At 59.3% G+C, this 15,379-nt stretch carries 17 protein-coding genes; 14 read left to right on the top strand and 3 right to left on the bottom strand.

From position 1 onward, the window contains the following. Positions 1–225: 225 nt before the first annotated feature. The 13 genes from paaA (at position 226) to paaY (ending at position 11,419) form a co-directional block, all read left to right on the top strand. Positions 226–1,155 (top strand): 1,2-phenylacetyl-CoA epoxidase subunit PaaA, encoded by a 930-nt coding sequence (gene paaA / locus LOC22_RS20695; RefSeq protein WP_230239170.1) that lies wholly within the window; start codon positions 226–228, stop codon positions 1,153–1,155. Between the two features lie 12 nt (positions 1,156–1,167). Then, positions 1,168–1,455: a 1,2-phenylacetyl-CoA epoxidase subunit PaaB gene (paaB, locus tag LOC22_RS20700; RefSeq protein WP_003857353.1), complete on the top strand. Its 288-nt coding sequence runs from the start codon at positions 1,168–1,170 to the stop codon at positions 1,453–1,455. An 8-nt stretch (positions 1,456–1,463) separates the two neighbouring features. Continuing rightward, the gene (gene paaC, locus LOC22_RS20705; RefSeq protein WP_230239171.1) at positions 1,464–2,210 is read left to right on the top strand and encodes a 1,2-phenylacetyl-CoA epoxidase subunit PaaC; all 747 of its coding nucleotides are present in this window, start codon (positions 1,464–1,466) and stop codon (positions 2,208–2,210) included. Positions 2,211–2,221: 11 nt separating this feature from the next. Further along, on the top strand, positions 2,222–2,719 hold the full coding sequence (gene paaD, locus LOC22_RS20710) for a 1,2-phenylacetyl-CoA epoxidase subunit PaaD (RefSeq protein ID WP_003857347.1): 498 nt from the start codon (positions 2,222–2,224) through the stop codon (positions 2,717–2,719). Between the two features lie 7 nt (positions 2,720–2,726). Then, positions 2,727–3,797: a 1,2-phenylacetyl-CoA epoxidase subunit PaaE gene (paaE, locus tag LOC22_RS20715; protein WP_230239172.1), complete on the top strand. Its 1,071-nt coding sequence runs from the start codon at positions 2,727–2,729 to the stop codon at positions 3,795–3,797. Then, positions 3,794–4,561: a 2,3-dehydroadipyl-CoA hydratase PaaF gene (gene paaF, locus LOC22_RS20720; RefSeq protein WP_180242507.1), complete on the top strand. Its 768-nt coding sequence runs from the start codon at positions 3,794–3,796 to the stop codon at positions 4,559–4,561. Before paaE ends, paaF begins: the two co-directional genes overlap by 4 nt. After that, on the top strand, positions 4,561–5,349 hold the full coding sequence (gene paaG / locus LOC22_RS20725; RefSeq protein WP_026080707.1) for a 2-(1,2-epoxy-1,2-dihydrophenyl)acetyl-CoA isomerase PaaG: 789 nt from the start codon (positions 4,561–4,563) through the stop codon (positions 5,347–5,349). The genes paaF and paaG overlap by 1 nt, the downstream gene beginning before the upstream one ends. Before the next feature lies 1 nt (position 5,350). Then, positions 5,351–6,775, top strand: a complete 1,425-nt coding sequence (gene paaH, locus LOC22_RS20730) for a 3-hydroxyacyl-CoA dehydrogenase PaaH (RefSeq protein WP_230239173.1) — start codon at positions 5,351–5,353, stop codon at positions 6,773–6,775. Then, on the top strand, positions 6,765–7,187 hold the full coding sequence (gene paaI / locus LOC22_RS20735; protein WP_017693477.1) for a hydroxyphenylacetyl-CoA thioesterase PaaI: 423 nt from the start codon (positions 6,765–6,767) through the stop codon (positions 7,185–7,187). Before paaH ends, paaI begins: the two co-directional genes overlap by 11 nt. Next, positions 7,187–8,392, top strand: coding sequence for a 3-oxoadipyl-CoA thiolase (pcaF, locus tag LOC22_RS20740; RefSeq protein ID WP_032103752.1), 1,206 nt, complete (start codon positions 7,187–7,189; stop codon positions 8,390–8,392). Before paaI ends, pcaF begins: the two co-directional genes overlap by 1 nt. Positions 8,393–8,418: 26 nt before the next feature. Then, complete coding sequence (gene paaK / locus LOC22_RS20745) at positions 8,419–9,735, top strand: phenylacetate--CoA ligase PaaK (protein WP_017384511.1); 1,317 nt, start codon at positions 8,419–8,421, stop codon at positions 9,733–9,735. 133 nt (positions 9,736–9,868) lie between these two features. Further along, positions 9,869–10,804: a phenylacetic acid degradation operon negative regulatory protein PaaX gene (gene paaX / locus LOC22_RS20750; protein WP_039270818.1), complete on the top strand. Its 936-nt coding sequence runs from the start codon at positions 9,869–9,871 to the stop codon at positions 10,802–10,804. A 9-nt stretch (positions 10,805–10,813) separates the two neighbouring features. After that, entirely contained in the window at positions 10,814–11,419 is a 606-nt protein-coding gene (paaY, locus tag LOC22_RS20755) for a phenylacetic acid degradation protein PaaY (protein ID WP_039270815.1), read from the top strand. 42 nt (positions 11,420–11,461) lie between these two features. Here paaY and LOC22_RS20760 read toward each other — a convergent pair whose 3' ends face one another. Beyond that, a complete protein-coding gene (locus LOC22_RS20760) occupies positions 11,462–12,097 on the bottom strand; it encodes a helix-turn-helix domain-containing protein (protein ID WP_017693472.1) in 636 nt (211 codons plus the stop codon). 202 nt (positions 12,098–12,299) lie between these two features. Between LOC22_RS20760 and LOC22_RS20765 the strand changes: the two genes are divergently transcribed. Next, a complete protein-coding gene (locus LOC22_RS20765) occupies positions 12,300–14,276 on the top strand; it encodes an alkyl/aryl-sulfatase (protein ID WP_017693471.1) in 1,977 nt (658 codons plus the stop codon). 57 nt (positions 14,277–14,333) lie between these two features. Here the strand turns inward: LOC22_RS20765 and LOC22_RS20770 are convergent, their stop codons facing one another. Together LOC22_RS20770 and LOC22_RS20775 are read right to left on the bottom strand one after the other, a co-directional pair. Then, the gene (locus LOC22_RS20770; protein ID WP_017384508.1) at positions 14,334–15,086 is read right to left on the bottom strand and encodes a hypothetical protein; all 753 of its coding nucleotides are present in this window, start codon (positions 15,084–15,086) and stop codon (positions 14,334–14,336) included. A 1-nt stretch (position 15,087) separates the two neighbouring features. Beyond that, positions 15,088–15,285: a hypothetical protein gene (locus LOC22_RS20775; RefSeq protein ID WP_003857318.1), complete on the bottom strand. Its 198-nt coding sequence runs from the start codon at positions 15,283–15,285 to the stop codon at positions 15,088–15,090. Positions 15,286–15,379 lie beyond the last annotated feature (94 nt).

The raw sequence follows: 15,379 nt of genomic DNA on the forward strand, positions 1-15,379 counted from the left end.
TCAAGCTGAGTTTTAATGAATTGTTAACGCTGTGATCTGTATTGCTTAACCTGACCACCCAGAAGCCTTGCGTCATCGGCCTTTCATGAAAAGGCTTGCGAGCGTCGTCACAAAATAAACAAACGCTTCTTGGGGTTATATTTAACCTTTGTGTAACTTTTAAGAAAACAAATGATTCACCATTTTGCTATTTGTGGTGATTTAACGAATCACAAAGGTGGTTATGTGACGCAAGAACAACGCTTTGAGCAACGCATCGCACAGGAGACGGCCATCGAGCCGCAGGACTGGATGCCAGATGCCTACCGCAAGACGCTGATCCGCCAGATTGGACAGCACGCCCACTCTGAGATTGTCGGCATGCTGCCGGAAGGTAACTGGATCACCCGCGCGCCGACCCTGCGCCGGAAAGCCATTCTGCTGGCGAAGGTGCAGGATGAAGCCGGACACGGCCTGTACCTCTACAGCGCGGCGGAAACGCTGGGCTGCGCCCGGGAGGACATCTATCAAAAGATGCTCGACGGCAAGATGAAATACTCCTCCATCTTCAATTATCCGACCCTGAGCTGGGCCGATATCGGGGTCATTGGCTGGCTGGTGGACGGGGCGGCCATTGTGAACCAGGTGGCGCTGTGCCGTACCTCTTACGGCCCGTATGCCCGGGCGATGGTGAAAATCTGTAAAGAAGAGAGCTTCCACCAGCGTCAGGGTTTTGAGGCCTGCATGGCGCTGGCGCAGGGCAGCGAAGCCCAGCGGCAGATGTTGCAGGACGCCATCAACCGTTTCTGGTGGCCCGCGCTGATGATGTTTGGACCCAACGACGACAACTCCCCAAACAGCGCCCGCAGTCTGGCCTGGAAGATCAAACGCTTTGGCAACGATGAGCTTCGCCAGCGCTTCGTGGACAACACGGTGCCTCAGGTGGAGATGCTCGGTATGACCGTGCCGGACCCCGACCTGCGTTTCGATGAAGCGAGCGGCCACTACCGCTTCGGCGAAATCGACTGGCAGGAATTTGACGAGGTGATCACCGGGCGTGGGATCTGCAACCACGAACGTCTGGCCGCAAAACGTAAAGCCTGGGACGACGGCGCATGGGTGCGTGAAGCCGCTCTGGCCCACGCGGCAAAACAACGCGCCCGCCAGGCCGCATAAGAGGAATCAACCATGAGCAATGTTTACTGGCCGTTATACGAAGTTTTTGTCCGTTCGAAGCAGGGGCTGTCGCACCGGCATGTGGGCAGCCTTCACGCTGCCGACGACCGCATGGCGCTGGAAAACGCGCGCGATGCCTATACCCGCCGCAGCGAAGGCTGTTCCATCTGGGTGGTGAAGGCGAGTGAAATCGTCGCTTCCCAGCCGGAAGAGAGCGGGGAGTTTTTCGATCCGGCGGAAAGTAAGGTCTACCGTCATCCGACGTTTTACACCATCCCTGATGGCATCGAGCATATGTGAGGTTGGGGATGAACAACGTATCTGCTTATGCCCTGCGTCTGGGCGACAACGGTCTGGTGCTCTCACAGCGTCTGGGCGCCTGGTGCGGCCACGCGCCGGAGCTGGAAATTGACCTGGCGCTCGCCAATATCGGCCTTGATCTGCTCGGGCAGGCGCGCAATTTCCTGACCTACGCCGCTGAACGGGAGGGTAAGGGCGATGAAGACATCCTGGCCTATGGCCGCGATGAGCGTCAGTTCCGCAATCTGCTGCTGGTGGAACAACCAAACGGCAGCTTCGCTGACACCATTGCCCGTCAGTATCTGATGGATGCGTGGAACGTGGCGCTCTACGAGCGGCTGATCCATAGCAGCGACAGTCAGCTTGCCGCCATCGCGGCAAAAGCCATTAAGGAGGCACGCTATCACCTGCGCTTTAGCCGCGGCTGGCTGGTGCGGCTGGGGGACGGAACAGAAACCTCCGCACAAAAAATGCAGCAGGCGGTGGATAGCCTGTGGCGCTTTACGGCTGAACTGTTCGACGCCGACGACGTCGAGCTGGCGCTGATTGATGACGGCGTGGCGGTTGATCCGCGCGACCTGCGGGACCCGTGGGAGCGCGAAGTGTTTGCTGGCCTGGCGGAAGCCACCCTCCGCGTGCCCGAAGAGGTGGCGTATCGCACGGGCGGCAAGAAGGGGCTACATACCGAACACCTCGGGCCGATGCTGGCAGAGATGCAGTATCTCCAGCGCGTTTACCCCGGCCAGCAGTGGTAAAGGAGGACGCCATGCAACGCCTCGTCGACATCGCGCCTGCACAAATCCCGCAGATTTGGGCGCTGTTAAGCCAGATCCCCGACCCGGAAGTGCCGGTGCTGACCATTACCGACTTAGGCATGGTGCGCAGCGTGAAGGCGCAGGGGGAAGGCTGGGTCATCGGCTTCACGCCAACCTATTCGGGCTGTCCGGCAACGGAGCATCTGCTGGGGGCGATCCGCGAAACTCTGACCGGGAACGGCTTTAGCCCGGTACATATTGTGCTGCAACTGGAGCCCGCGTGGACCACCGACTGGATGACCGACGATGCCCGCAGGCGCTTGCGTGAATATGGCATCAGCCCACCTGTCGGCCATAGCTGCCATGCCCACGTTCCCGCGGAGGTGAGCTGCCCGCGCTGTGCGAGCACCGATACCTCGCTTATCAGTGAATTTGGTTCCACGGCCTGCAAAGCGCTCTACCGCTGCAATACCTGCCGTGAGCCCTTCGACTATTTCAAATGTATTTGAGGCTGCCATGACAACGTTTCATTCATTAACAGTGGCAAAAGTAGAATCCGAAACCCGCGACGCGGTGACCATTACCTTCGCGGTGCCGCAGGCGTTACAGGAGGCGTACCGCTTCCGTCCCGGTCAGCATCTGACCCTGAAAGCCAGTCCTGGCGGGGATGAACTGCGCCGCTGCTACTCCATCTGCCGGAGCACCGCGTGCGGTGAGATCAGCGTGGCGGTCAAAGCCATCGAGGGCGGACGTTTTTCCCGCTATGCCCGGGACGAGATCAAACCGGGCATGGCGCTGGAGGTGATGGTGCCCCAGGGGCAGTTTGGCTATCAGCCGCAGGCCGAACGCGAAGGCCACTATCTGGCGATTGCCGCCGGGTCCGGGATCACCCCGATGCTGGCGATTCTGTCCGCTACGCTGGCCACTGAAGCCCACAGCCACTTCACCCTGATTTACGGCAACCGCAGCAGCCAGAGCATGATGTTCCGCCGGGCGCTGGCGGACCTGAAAGATAAATACCCGCAGCGTTTGCAGCTGATCGCCATCTTCAGCCAGGAGACGCTCGACAGCGATCTGCTCCATGGCCGCATTGACGGGGAAAAGCTCCAGGCGCTGGCAAAAACGCTGGTGAATTTCCGTCAGTACGATGAAGCCTTCATCTGCGGCCCGTCGGCGATGATGGATGAGGCCGAAGCGGCGCTGCAAGCGCTGGGTATGCCGGAAAAAGCGATCCATCTTGAGCGCTTTAACACGCCGGGTACCGCCGTTAAACGGACAGCCAGCGTGCAGGCCGACGGGCAGAAGGTCACCGTCCGTCAGGACGGGCGCGACAGGGAGATCACCCTGACGGCGGACGACGAGAGCATTCTTGACGCGGCCCTGCGTCAGGGGGCGGATCTGCCTTACGCCTGCAAGGGCGGCGTATGCGCCACCTGCAAATGCAAAGTGCTGCGCGGAAAAGTCGATATGGCGACCAACTACAGCCTGGAGCCGGACGAGCTGGCCGCAGGCTATGTGCTGAGCTGTCAGGCGCTGCCGTTAACCGCCGATGTTATCGTCGATTTTGATGCGAAGGGGATGGCATGAGTGAACTGATTGTCACCCGTCACGGTCGCGTGTTGCAGCTGACGCTTAACCGTCCGGCGGCGCGCAACGCGCTCAACAATGCGCTGCTCCTGCAAATCGCGGAGCAGCTTGAGACCGCCGCCGCGGATGCTGAGATCGCCGTCTGCGTGGTGTACGGCAACGAACGCTGCTTTGCCGCCGGGGCCGATCTCAACGAAATGGCGGAGAAAGACCTGCCCGCCACCCTGAACGATATCCGTCCGCAGCTGTGGGCGCGGATCAACGCCTTCACCAAACCGCTGATTGCCGCCGTGAACGGCTTCGCGCTGGGGGCAGGCTGTGAGCTGGCGCTGCTCTGCGATGTCGTGATTGCCGGCGATAACGCCCGTTTTGGCCTGCCGGAAATCACCCTCGGGATCATGCCGGGCGCAGGGGGCACCCAGCGGCTGATCCGCAGCGTGGGCAAATCGCTGGCCAGCAAAATGGTGCTGACGGGCGAAAGCATCACGGCGGTTCAGGCGCACAGCGCCGGGCTGGCCAGCGACGTCTACCCGGCCTCGCTGACGCTGGAGTACGCCCTGAAGCAGGCGGCGCTGATGGCGCGCCACTCGCCGCTGGCGCTACAGGCGGCGAAGCAGGCGCTTCGCCAGTCGCAGGAAGTCCCGCTTCAGGCCGGGCTGGCGCAGGAGCGTCAGCTGTTTGCGTTGCTCGCGGCCACCGACGATCGCCGGGAAGGTATCAACGCCTTTTTACAAAAACGCACCCCAGACTTTAAAGGACGCTAATTGTGGAATCTATTCTGAGCCATGTTGAGCAGGGCGTAATGACCATTACGCTGAACCGCCCGGAGCGCCTGAACAGCTTTAACGACGTCATGCACCAGCAGCTTTCCGAATGCCTGAAGCAGGCCGAGCGTGATGACGCCATCCGCTGCCTGCTGATCACCGGGGCAGGACGCGGTTTCTGCGCCGGGCAGGATCTTAACGACCGTAACGTGGACCCGAACGGCCCCGCGCCCGATCTGGGCATGTCCGTTGAGACTTTTTACAACCCGCTGGTGCGCCGCCTGGCAAAACTGCCGAAGCCGGTGATTTGCGCGGTTAACGGCGTGGCGGCGGGGGCGGGTGCCACGCTGGCCCTCGGCTGCGACATGGTGATTGCGGCGCGCTCCGCCAGTTTTGTGATGGCCTTCAGCAAGCTCGGGCTGGTACCGGACTGCGGCGGCACCTGGCTGCTGCCGCGCGTGGCCGGACGCGCCCGCGCCATGGGGCTGGCATTGCTGGGTGATAAGCTCAGCGCCGAGCAGGCACAGGCCTGGGGAATGATCTGGCAGGTGGTGGACGACGAGCAGCTCTCCGCCACCGCACAGCAGATGGCGCTGCATTTTGCCTCGCAGCCGACCTTTGGCCTGGGCTTGATCAAGCAGGCGATTAACGCCGCCGAAACCAATACCCTCGACGCCCAGCTTGATCTGGAGCGCGACTATCAACGTCTGGCCGGACGCAGCGACGACTACCGGGAAGGCGTCAGCGCGTTCCTGGCAAAACGCGCGCCGAACTTTACGGGGAAATAAGATGGTGAATATCCATACGGTCGCCGTCATTGGCAGCGGCACCATGGGCGCCGGGATTGCCGAAGTGGCAGCCAGCCACGGTCATCCGGTTCTGGTGTACGACATTGATGCAGCGGCGATTTCCCGCGCCATCGACGGCATTCATCAGCGGCTCTCCTCTCGCGTTGCGCGCGGAAAACTCTCTGCCGACGCCGGGGAACAGATCCTCGCCCGCCTGACGCCGGTGACGACTATCAGTGCTCTGGCGAAAGCCGATCTGGTGATCGAGGCGGCCTCCGAGCGGCTTGAGGTAAAAAAAGCGCTGTTTACCCAGCTGGCAGAGATCTGCCCGCCGCAGACGCTGCTTGCCAGCAATACCTCGTCCATTTCCGTTACCGCGATTGCAGCGGAGATAAACCACCCTGAACGCGTCGCCGGGCTGCACTTCTTCAATCCTGCCCCGGTGATGAAGCTGGTGGAAGTGGTCAGCGGGCTGGCGACCTCTCCCGAAGTGGCCGATGCACTGTGCGAGCTGGCGCTGAGCTGGGGAAAGCAGCCGGTACGCTGCCAGTCCACGCCGGGGTTTATCGTCAACCGCGTGGCGCGCCCGTTCTACTCGGAAGCCTGGCGCGCGCTGGAAGAGCAGGTGGCAACGCCCGAGGTGATCGACGCCGCCCTGCGAGACGGCGGAGGCTTCCCGATGGGGCCGCTTGAGCTGACGGACATGATAGGTCAGGACGTCAACTTTGCCGTGACCTGCTCCGTGTTTAACGCCTTCTGGCAGGAGCGTCGTTTTCTGCCGTCGCTGGTGCAGCAGGAGCTGGTGCTGGCGGGGCGTCTGGGTAAGAAAAGCGGGCAGGGCGTTTACCGCTGGCTGGAGGAGAAACCCGCCGTCAGCTGGCTCGCCCCGGTCAGCGACAGCTTCAGCCCGATGCGCGCACAGCGAAGAAGTGACGGTGTCACGGAAATTGACGATCTGTTGCTGATCGAAACGCAGGGTGAAACCGCGCAATCGCTGGCGCTGCGCCACGGCTGCCCGGTGGTGGTGGTCGACCGCATCGAGCGGGATGTGGCCGTGATAGCCACCGCACCGGGCAACCCGCACGCCGCCACGCAGAAAGCCATTTACTGGTTGCAGCACCAGGAGAAACGGGTGGTACAGATTGCCGATTACCCCGGCCTGCTGGTCTGGCGCACGGTAGCGATGATTGCCAACGAAGCGCTGGACGCCCTGCAAAAAGGGGTCGCCAGCGAGCAAGACATCGATACCGCCATGCGCTTAGGGGTCAACTATCCCTGCGGGCCCATCGCCTGGGGCGAACGCCTTGGCTGGCAGCGTCTGTTAACGCTGCTGGAAAACCTGCAACGTCACTACGGCGAGGAACGCTATCGCCCCTGTTCACTGCTGCGCCAGCGTGCGCTTCTGGAGAGTAGCTATGAGTCATAACGCCTGGCATAACGCCCGCGCGATGTACGAACGGGACGCCTGCGCGCAGGCGATGGGGATGGACATTATCGACATGGGCGAGGGCTACGCGGTGGTGACCATGACCATCACCCCGCAGATGCTCAACGGGCATAAAACCTGCCACGGCGGACAGCTGTTCTCGCTGGCCGATACCGCCTTTGCCTACGCCTGCAACAGTCAGGGGCTGGCGGCGGTGGCCTCAGGCTGCGCCATCGATTTTCTGCGTCCGGGCTTTGCCGGAGATAAGCTCACCGCCACCGCGCGGGTGAAGCATCAGGGCAAACTGACCGGCGTCTACGACATTGAAATTCAGAACCAACACCAGAAAACCGTCGCTCTTTTTCGCGGGAAATCGCACCGCACCGGCGGCAGTGTGACAGGAGAAGCCTGATGCGTGACGCATTTATTTGTGAGGGGGTGCGTACCCCGGTCGGTCGCTACGGCGGAGGATTATCCAGCGTGCGCGCCGATGACTTAGGTGCCGTGCCGCTGCGTGCGCTGCTGGCGCGTTACCCGCAGCTCGATCTGGAGCGCATAGATGACGTGATCTTCGGCTGCGCGAACCAGGCCGGGGAGGATAACCGCAACGTGGCGCGCATGTCGGCGCTGCTGGCCGGGCTGCCGCAGACGGTATCCGGCACCACCATTAACCGCCTGTGCGGCTCCGGTCTGGATGCCCTTGGCTTTGCGGCGCGCGCCATCAGGGCCGGGGATGGCGATCTGCTGATCGCAGGTGGCGTCGAATCCATGTCCCGTGCGCCGTTCGTGATGGGCAAAGCCACGGCGGCGTTTCAGCGTCAGGCGGAGATCTTCGACACCACCATCGGCTGGCGATTTGTGAATCCGCTCATGCATCAGCAATACGGAACTGACAGCATGCCGGAAACGGCAGAGAATGTAGCGGAATTGTTAAATATAAGCCGTGCCGATCAGGACGCATTTGCCCTGCGCAGCCAGCAGCGCACCGCGCGGGCGCAGCAGAATGGCGTTCTGGCGCAGGAGATTATCCCGGTACAGGTGGCGGGCAAAAAAGGTGCGGTAACGGAAGTGAGCGTGGACGAGCATCCGCGCGCCGAAACCACCCTGGAACAGCTTGCCGCGCTGAAAGCCCCGTTCCGTAAGAACGGTGTGGTGACGGCGGGGAACGCCTCTGGCGTCAACGACGGGGCGGCGGCGCTGATTATCGCCAGCGAGCCGATGGCGCTTGCCCAGGGGTTAACCCCGCGCACCCGCATTGTGGCCATGGCGACAGCGGGCGTCGAGCCGCGCCTGATGGGATTAGGCCCGGTGCCCGCCACCCGCAAGGTGCTGGAGCGTGCCGGACTCAGTATCACCGATATGGACGTCATTGAGCTTAATGAAGCCTTCGCCGCACAGGCGCTGGGTGTGCTGCGTCAGCTGGGCTTGCCGGATGACGCGGAGCATGTCAACCCGAACGGCGGGGCGATCGCGCTAGGTCATCCGCTGGGAATGAGCGGTGCCAGACTGGCGCTGGCCGCAAGCAATGAATTGCACCGACGCGGCGGTCGCTACGCGCTGTGTACGATGTGCATCGGTGTGGGTCAGGGCATTGCCATGATCCTTGAGCGTGTTTGAGCGAACAATAATGTGAGTACCCTGCGATGATAAATACAACAAAGCTTGATCCGATCGAAACCGCGTCCATTGATGAATTGCAGGCGTTGCAGACCGCGCGCCTGAAGTGGACGCTGCACCACGCCTACAACAACGTTCCGATGTACAAACGCAAGTTTGATGCCGCGGGCGTTCACCCTGACGATTTCACCGAGCTGGCGGACCTGCAAAAATTCCCGTGCACCACCAAGCAGGATCTGCGCGACAACTACCCGTTTGATACCTTTGCGGTGCCGATGGAGCAAGTTGTGCGCATCCACGCTTCGTCGGGCACCACCGGAAAGCCGACCGTGGTGGGGTATACCCAGAATGATATCGACAACTGGGCCAATATCGTCGCCCGTTCCCTGCGCGCCGCCGGGGGCAGCGCGAAGGATAAAATTCACGTCGCTTACGGTTACGGGCTCTTCACCGGCGGGCTGGGGGCGCACTACGGTGCCGAGCGTCTGGGAGCGACGGTGATCCCGATGTCCGGCGGCCAGACGGAGAAGCAGGCGCAGCTGATCCGCGATTTCCAGCCGGATATGATCATGGTGACGCCGTCGTACTGCCTGAACCTGATTGAAGAGCTGGAGCGTCAGATGGGCGGCGATGCCAGCGCCTGTTCCCTGCGCGTCGGCGTGTTTGGCGCCGAGCCGTGGACGCAGGCGATGCGCCGCGAAATTGAAAAACGGCTGGGCATTACCGCGCTGGATATCTATGGTCTCTCCGAGGTGATGGGGCCGGGCGTGGCGATGGAGTGTCTTGAAACCGCCGACGGCCCGACCATCTGGGAAGATCACTTCTACCCGGAGATCGTCAACCCGAATGACGGCACGCCGCTGGCCGACGGCGAGCAGGGTGAGCTGCTGTTCACCACGCTGACCAAAGAGGCGCTGCCGGTGATCCGCTACCGCACCCGCGATCTGACGCGCCTGCTGCCGGGCACCGCACGCACCATGCGCCGGATGGATCGCATCAGCGGGCGCAGCGACGACATGCTCATCATTCGCGGGGTTAACGTCTTCCCGTCACAGCTGGAAGAGGAGATCGTTAAGTTCGAACACCTTTCGCCGCACTATCAGCTGGAGGTGAACCGCCGCGGGCATCTTGATTCACTTTCGGTGAAGGTCGAGCTGAAACAGAGCAGCTTAACGCTGACCCATGAACAGCGCTGTCAGGTGTGCCATCAGCTGCGTCATCGGATTAAATCGATGGTGGGGATCTCAACCGACGTGATGATCGTTAACTGCGGCAGCATTCCGCGCTCCGAGGGTAAAGCCTGCCGGGTGTTTGATTTGCGTAAAGTGGCAGCCAACGGTTGAATTTCCCTCACCCCAGCCCTCTCCCAAAGGGAGAGGGTGTATTAAGTTCCCTCTCCCTTTGGGGGAGGGTTAGGGTGAGGGTACACCCCAGATTCGTATGCTATGATTCATCCACGAAAAAAATAACAACAGAATGAATCACATGAATAAACTTGATGCCTTTATCCAGCACGCAGTCAGCTCTGTTCCCGTCAGCGGAACGTCGCTTATCTCCTCGCTGTATGGCGACGCGCTTTCCCATCGCGGCGGAGAGATCTGGCTCGGCAGCCTGGCGGCCCTGCTGGAAGGGATGGGTTTCGGGGAGCGCTTTGTGCGCACCGCGCTGTTTCGCCTCAACAAAGAGGGCTGGCTGGACGTGTCCCGCATTGGCCGCCGCAGCTTTTACCGTCTCAGCGACAAAGGGCTGCGCCTGACCCGCCGTGCGGAAAGCAAAATCTACCGCGCGGAGCTGCCCGCCTGGGACGGCAAGTGGCTGCTTCTGCTGTCAGAAGGGCTGGATAAAACCACGCTGGCCGATGTGAAAAAACAGCTGATATGGCAAGGGTTTGGCACATTGGCACCGAGCCTGATGGCCTCGCCGTCGCAGCATCTGGCGGACGTACAGTCGCTGCTCCACGACGCGGGCGTGGCGGAAAACGTCATCTTCTTTGAGGCCCATTCGCCGCTGGCGCTGTCCCGCGCGGCGCTGCGTTCGCGGGTGGAAGAGTGCTGGCAGCTGACCGAACAAAACGCGATGTACGAAACGTTTATCAACTCGTTCCGTCCGCTGCTGCCGCTGCTGAAAGAAGCACCGCCTGAGGATTTGACCCCGGAACGCTGCTTCCAGATCCAGCTGTTACTCATTCATTTTTATCGTCGCGTGGTGCTGAAAGATCCGCTGTTGCCGGAGGAGTTACTTCCTGCGCACTGGGCGGGACAGAGCGCGCGACAGCTGTGTATTAACATCTATCAGCGCGTGGCGGCGGGAGCCCTGGCGTTTGTCAGTGAGAAGGGGGAAACCTCCGTGGGCGAGCTGCCCGCTCCCGGCACGCTTTATCACCAGCGTTTTGGTGGTCTGAATATCACATAAGGAGAGGGTATGCCTGTTTATCAAATTGATGGTCTGACGCCGGTCGTGCCTGACGAGAGCTATGTACACCCGACCGCGGTGCTGATTGGCGACGTGATTCTGGGCAAGGGCGTTTACGTTGGCCCTAACGCCAGCCTGCGCGGTGATTTTGGCCGGATCGTGGTTAAAGACGGCGCGAACATCCAGGATAACTGCGTGATGCACGGTTTTCCGGAGCAGGACACGGTGGTGGAAGAGGACGGGCATATCGGCCACAGCGCGATCCTGCACGGCTGCATTATCCGCCGTAATGCGCTGGTGGGGATGAATGCGGTCGTGATGGACGGGGCGACGATCGGCGAAAACAGCATCGTCGGGGCGGCGGCGTTTGTGAAGGCCAAAGCGGAGATGCCTGCGAATCACTTGATTCTTGGCAGTCCGGCGAAAGCGATTCGTGAGTTAAGCGCGCAGGAGATAGCGTGGAAGAAGCAGGGCACAAAAGAGTATCAGGTGCTGGTGGAACGCTGTAAGCTCACGATGCATCAGGTTGAGCCGCTGCGGGAAGAAGAGCCCGGCCGCAAACGGCTGGTCTTCGATGAGAATTTACGGCCCAAGTCGGCTGGCCGGGATAAATAAGGCCGTTCGTTCCCGCGTGTTGCTCAAGGCGTGAAGATGAGCTTAATACGCTTCCGGCAGGGGCCGGTCAATCGACACCAGCTTCCCGCGCTTCATGGTGATATAGCCCCCGGCTTTGAGATCTGCCAGCACGCGAAAGACATGCGTGCGTGACAGGTTAGTGCGCTTAATGATAAACAGCGCCAGGCCCTCATTCTCTCCCGTGTGGGTCTCCTGCCGATAGAGATAGCGGTACAGCATCGGTTTGATGGTCTGGTAGCTGGTGACCTGCCTGCGTTCATTGTGCAGGTCGATGGTGAAAATGGACATGTAGGTCAGTATGGTGGCCAGCGCCTGCATGCGCTCACACCCGCCCCCGAAAAATAGCTGGTCGAAGTCGGCCCAGGCTATTCTCACCAGCTTCACCTTTGCACTGCTGCGATATTCATACTTCGCCAGTGGACAATACCTTTCCATTAACCCTATCGGCATATACTCGATAGTATTGCCAATATTTAGGCCATCATCAGGCATTAATATTGTCAGCGATCCTTCAGTGCAAAAATAGATATAGCCAGGCTCGACGGTGAATTTTTTATTTGCGGCAACGGATAAGGCCTCGCCTTTACAAAGCATGTGCGGAAAGAATTGCCCAATATTGAGTTGCTGATAATAGGTATGGATATCCTGAAAATTCACGCTAAGCCTCTCCCCGCAACGTCTGCCGTGGTAACGAGTATAGCAGCAATAGCCCCCGGATTACGAACCGATAAATAACCAGTCCCATATGGGACTATGATGAGAAAGTATTCTGATTAGAATGGTCGTCAATGAGTTCGCATTAAAATTATCCGCCAACAGTAAATATCCAGGCGGCGCAATTAATCTATGAGGCCATTCAATGAAATTAACCCTAATTGCTAAACATCTGGCGCTTGCCGGTGTGTTAACGTCGCTGTCGCTTTCCGCGTTTGCGGAAGTGCAGCCGCAGGATGCCACTGCCACAACCCGGCAGGCAAATAACGCCCTGTATAACAAATTACCGTTTGCCGATAAAACCGACTTTGAGAACGCCCATAAAGGTTTTATCGCCCCGCTGCCACAAAACATGATTAAAGGCGAGCAGGGGAACGTTATCTGGAACCCGGCGAAATATGATTTCGTGAAAGAGGGTGAAAAAGCCCCGGATACGGTAAACCCGAGCCTGTGGCGTCAGTCACAGCTGATCAACATTGGCGGGCTGTTTAAGGTCACCGACGGCGTGTATCAGATCCGCAATCTCGATCTCTCCAACATGACCATCATTGAAGGCGAGAAGGGCATCACCGTTATCGACCCGCTGTTAAGCGCTGAACCGGCGAAAGAAGCGCTGGATCTCTACTATGCAAACCGCGGCAAGAAACCGGTCGTCGCTGTGGTGATCACCCACAGTCACGTCGACCACTACGGCGGCCTGCGCGGTGTGGTTGACGAAGCCGACGTGAAGTCCGGCAAAGTGAAGATCTACGCCCCGGAAGGCTTTATGAAAGAAGCGGTTTCCGAAAACATTATGGCCGGGAATGCGATGAGCCGCCGTGCGAGCTATATGTACGGCAACCTGCTGAAGCCGGATGCAAAAGGCCAGGTGGGGGCGGGTCTTGGCACCACCACCTCTGCGGGTACGGTGACCCTGATCCCGCCGACCAACTACATTACCCATACCGGTCAGCAAGAGGTGATTGACGGGCTGACCTACGACTTTATGATGGCGCCGGGCTCAGAAGCCCCGTCTGAAATGCTGTGGTATGTCAAAGAGAAGAAAATGATCGAAGCCGCAGAGGACGTGACCCATACCCTGCACAACACCTACTCCCTGCGCGGCGCGAAAATCCGCGATCCGCTGGCCTGGTCTAAGTACATCAACGCCGCCATTGAGCGCTGGGGCGCGGACGCGGAAGTGATTATTGCGCAGCACCACTGGCCGACCTGGGGCAACGAGAATATCGTCAAGCTAATGAAAGGCCAGCGCGATATGTACCGCTACATCAACGACCAGACCCTGCGTATGGCAAACAAGGGGCTGACCCGCGACGAGATCGCCGCTGAATTTACACTGCCGGAATCGCTGGAAAAACAGTGGGCGAGCCGCGGCTATTACGGTTCCGTCAGCCACGACGTCAAAGCCACCTACGTGTTTTATCTCGGCTGGTTCGACGGCAACCCGGCTACCCTCGACGAACTGCCGCCTGAACAGGCTGCGAAGAAGTTTGTGGAATACATGGGAGGGGCCGATGCCATCATGCAGAAAGCCAAAGCTGACTATCAGCAGGGCAACTACCGCTGGGTGGCGCAGGTGACCAGCAAAATCGTCTTCGCCGATCCGCAGAACGCTGCGGCACGTAATCTGGAAGCCGACGCGCTGGAGCAGTTAGGTTACCAGGCGGAAGCGGGCACCTGGCGTAACTTCTATCTGACCGGCGCGCAGGAACTGCGTAATGGCGTGAAGAAGCTGCCGACGCCGAACACCGCCAGCCCGGATACCGTGCGGGCGATGACCCCGGAAATGTTCTTCGACTACCTGGGCGTGCACATCAACGGGGTGCGGGCCGGTAATGCGAAAGCGGTCTTTAACATCGATCTCGGTAAGGATGGCGGCAAATACAAGCTGGAGCTGGAAAACGGCGTGCTGAACCATACCGCCAACGCGCAGGCGAAGGATGCCGACGCAACCATCACCCTGGACCGCACCACGCTGAACGACATCATCCTTAAGAAAGAGACGCTGAAGCAGGCGATGGATAAGGGTGACGTGAAGGTGAGCGGAGACGGAGCGAAGCTGGAAGAGATGCTGAGCTACATGGACACATTTGACTTCTGGTTCAATATTGTCACGCCATAAGTTTAGCGTTCATCCTGGTTAATCCTGGCGCCTTATTACGATAAGGCGCCATTTTTTTCATTCACGCATCGCCAGCGCGCTGGCGCTTGCCGGATCGAACAGCGAAATACTCTCGATCTGATCCAGCATGATCACTTTGCGAAAATCCATGGCGCTTTTGGGCTCCGAATCGAGCGTAATGTCATGCTCGGCATACCATTTGCTGTAGTTATGTTCGATACAGAGCTGCATGTTCTTCCCGTCACGGTAGCCGCTCAGCATCGGAATAAGCACGATATTGGCCGTTTTTTCATACTCCAGCGTGGCGGTATGGATCATGCCAATATAGATCCGCCGCGATTTCAGCGTGACGTGCGCCAGTTCACCTTCCTCCATGCACTGATAGAGCAGTTGTTCAATCCCGCTCGACTGCGCCAGCCGCTTGTACAATTTTTTCCGGCCATCGCCGTCCAGCCGCGCGCTTCCGGCCCAGTTCGATCGGTAAAGACAAAACAGGATCGCGAAGGTCAGCATCACCACCACCGGGGCCTGAATCCCCAGGAAGCTCCAGTTCATAAAATCAATTTGCCAGTCGGCATATTTTGCTGACGTGAAATGGAACGTGTTATCGGCGGCGGAGAGGGCGAACAACAGCAGCCACAGCAGGCCGGTGGCGATCACCCCCTGAAGAACAAAAATACAGCCATACAGTGCAACAAGAAAATAGACGTCCCAGCCAAAGGATCGCTTGATTTTAAACCGTGTTGAGAGGTCGCGGCTGGTGTACCAGTACCCGCATACCATTAATACCATGAATATTGCCGTTCCCATTTCAGGCCCTCTTCAGCGCGTTGACATGGCGCAGAAAGTCCTGCCGCACCTCGTGGCTTTTGTAGTTAACCGAGGCGTTTCCATCCTGATCGATGATGATGCGGTCGCCATCCTCTACGGCTTCGATAATTTCCTGGTGACTCATGACCTGCAACAAGGATTCCGGGCTGGAAAAGAGCGTCATCAGTAAATGTTTCATCGCGTGACATCCTTATGAATTAAAAGGATAAGTTTGGAAGATAAATGGCACCTTTGCCTTAAGGTTATCCCTAAAAAATCGGCAGCCTGGCGGC

The sequence above is a fragment of the Enterobacter sp. AN-K1 genome (genome assembly GCF_020971765.1).
Lineage (GTDB): Bacteria > Pseudomonadota > Gammaproteobacteria > Enterobacterales > Enterobacteriaceae > Enterobacter > Enterobacter hormaechei_C.

Excerpts from the sequence above, each read along its gene's own strand:
- paaB (WP_003857353.1), top strand. The coding sequence starts at position 1,168 with ATGAGCAATGTTTACTGGCCGTTATACGAAGTTTTTGTCCGTTCGAAG.
- paaC (WP_230239171.1), top strand. The coding sequence starts at position 1,464 with ATGAACAACGTATCTGCTTATGCCCTGCGTCTGGGCGACAACGGTCTG.
- paaD (WP_003857347.1), top strand. The coding sequence starts at position 2,222 with ATGCAACGCCTCGTCGACATCGCGCCTGCACAAATCCCGCAGATTTGG.
- paaE (WP_230239172.1), top strand. The coding sequence starts at position 2,727 with ATGACAACGTTTCATTCATTAACAGTGGCAAAAGTAGAATCCGAAACC.
- paaF (WP_180242507.1), top strand. The coding sequence starts at position 3,794 with ATGAGTGAACTGATTGTCACCCGTCACGGTCGCGTGTTGCAGCTGACG.
- paaH (WP_230239173.1), top strand. The coding sequence starts at position 5,351 with ATGGTGAATATCCATACGGTCGCCGTCATTGGCAGCGGCACCATGGGC.
- paaI (WP_017693477.1), top strand. The coding sequence starts at position 6,765 with ATGAGTCATAACGCCTGGCATAACGCCCGCGCGATGTACGAACGGGAC.
- pcaF (WP_032103752.1), top strand. The coding sequence starts at position 7,187 with ATGCGTGACGCATTTATTTGTGAGGGGGTGCGTACCCCGGTCGGTCGC.
- paaK (WP_017384511.1), top strand. The coding sequence starts at position 8,419 with ATGATAAATACAACAAAGCTTGATCCGATCGAAACCGCGTCCATTGAT.
- paaX (WP_039270818.1), top strand. The coding sequence starts at position 9,869 with ATGAATCACATGAATAAACTTGATGCCTTTATCCAGCACGCAGTCAGC.
- paaY (WP_039270815.1), top strand. The coding sequence starts at position 10,814 with ATGCCTGTTTATCAAATTGATGGTCTGACGCCGGTCGTGCCTGACGAG.
- LOC22_RS20765 (WP_017693471.1), top strand. The coding sequence starts at position 12,300 with ATGAAATTAACCCTAATTGCTAAACATCTGGCGCTTGCCGGTGTGTTA.
- LOC22_RS20770 (WP_017384508.1), bottom strand. The coding sequence starts at position 15,086 with ATGGGAACGGCAATATTCATGGTATTAATGGTATGCGGGTACTGGTAC.
- LOC22_RS20775 (WP_003857318.1), bottom strand. The coding sequence starts at position 15,285 with ATGAAACATTTACTGATGACGCTCTTTTCCAGCCCGGAATCCTTGTTG.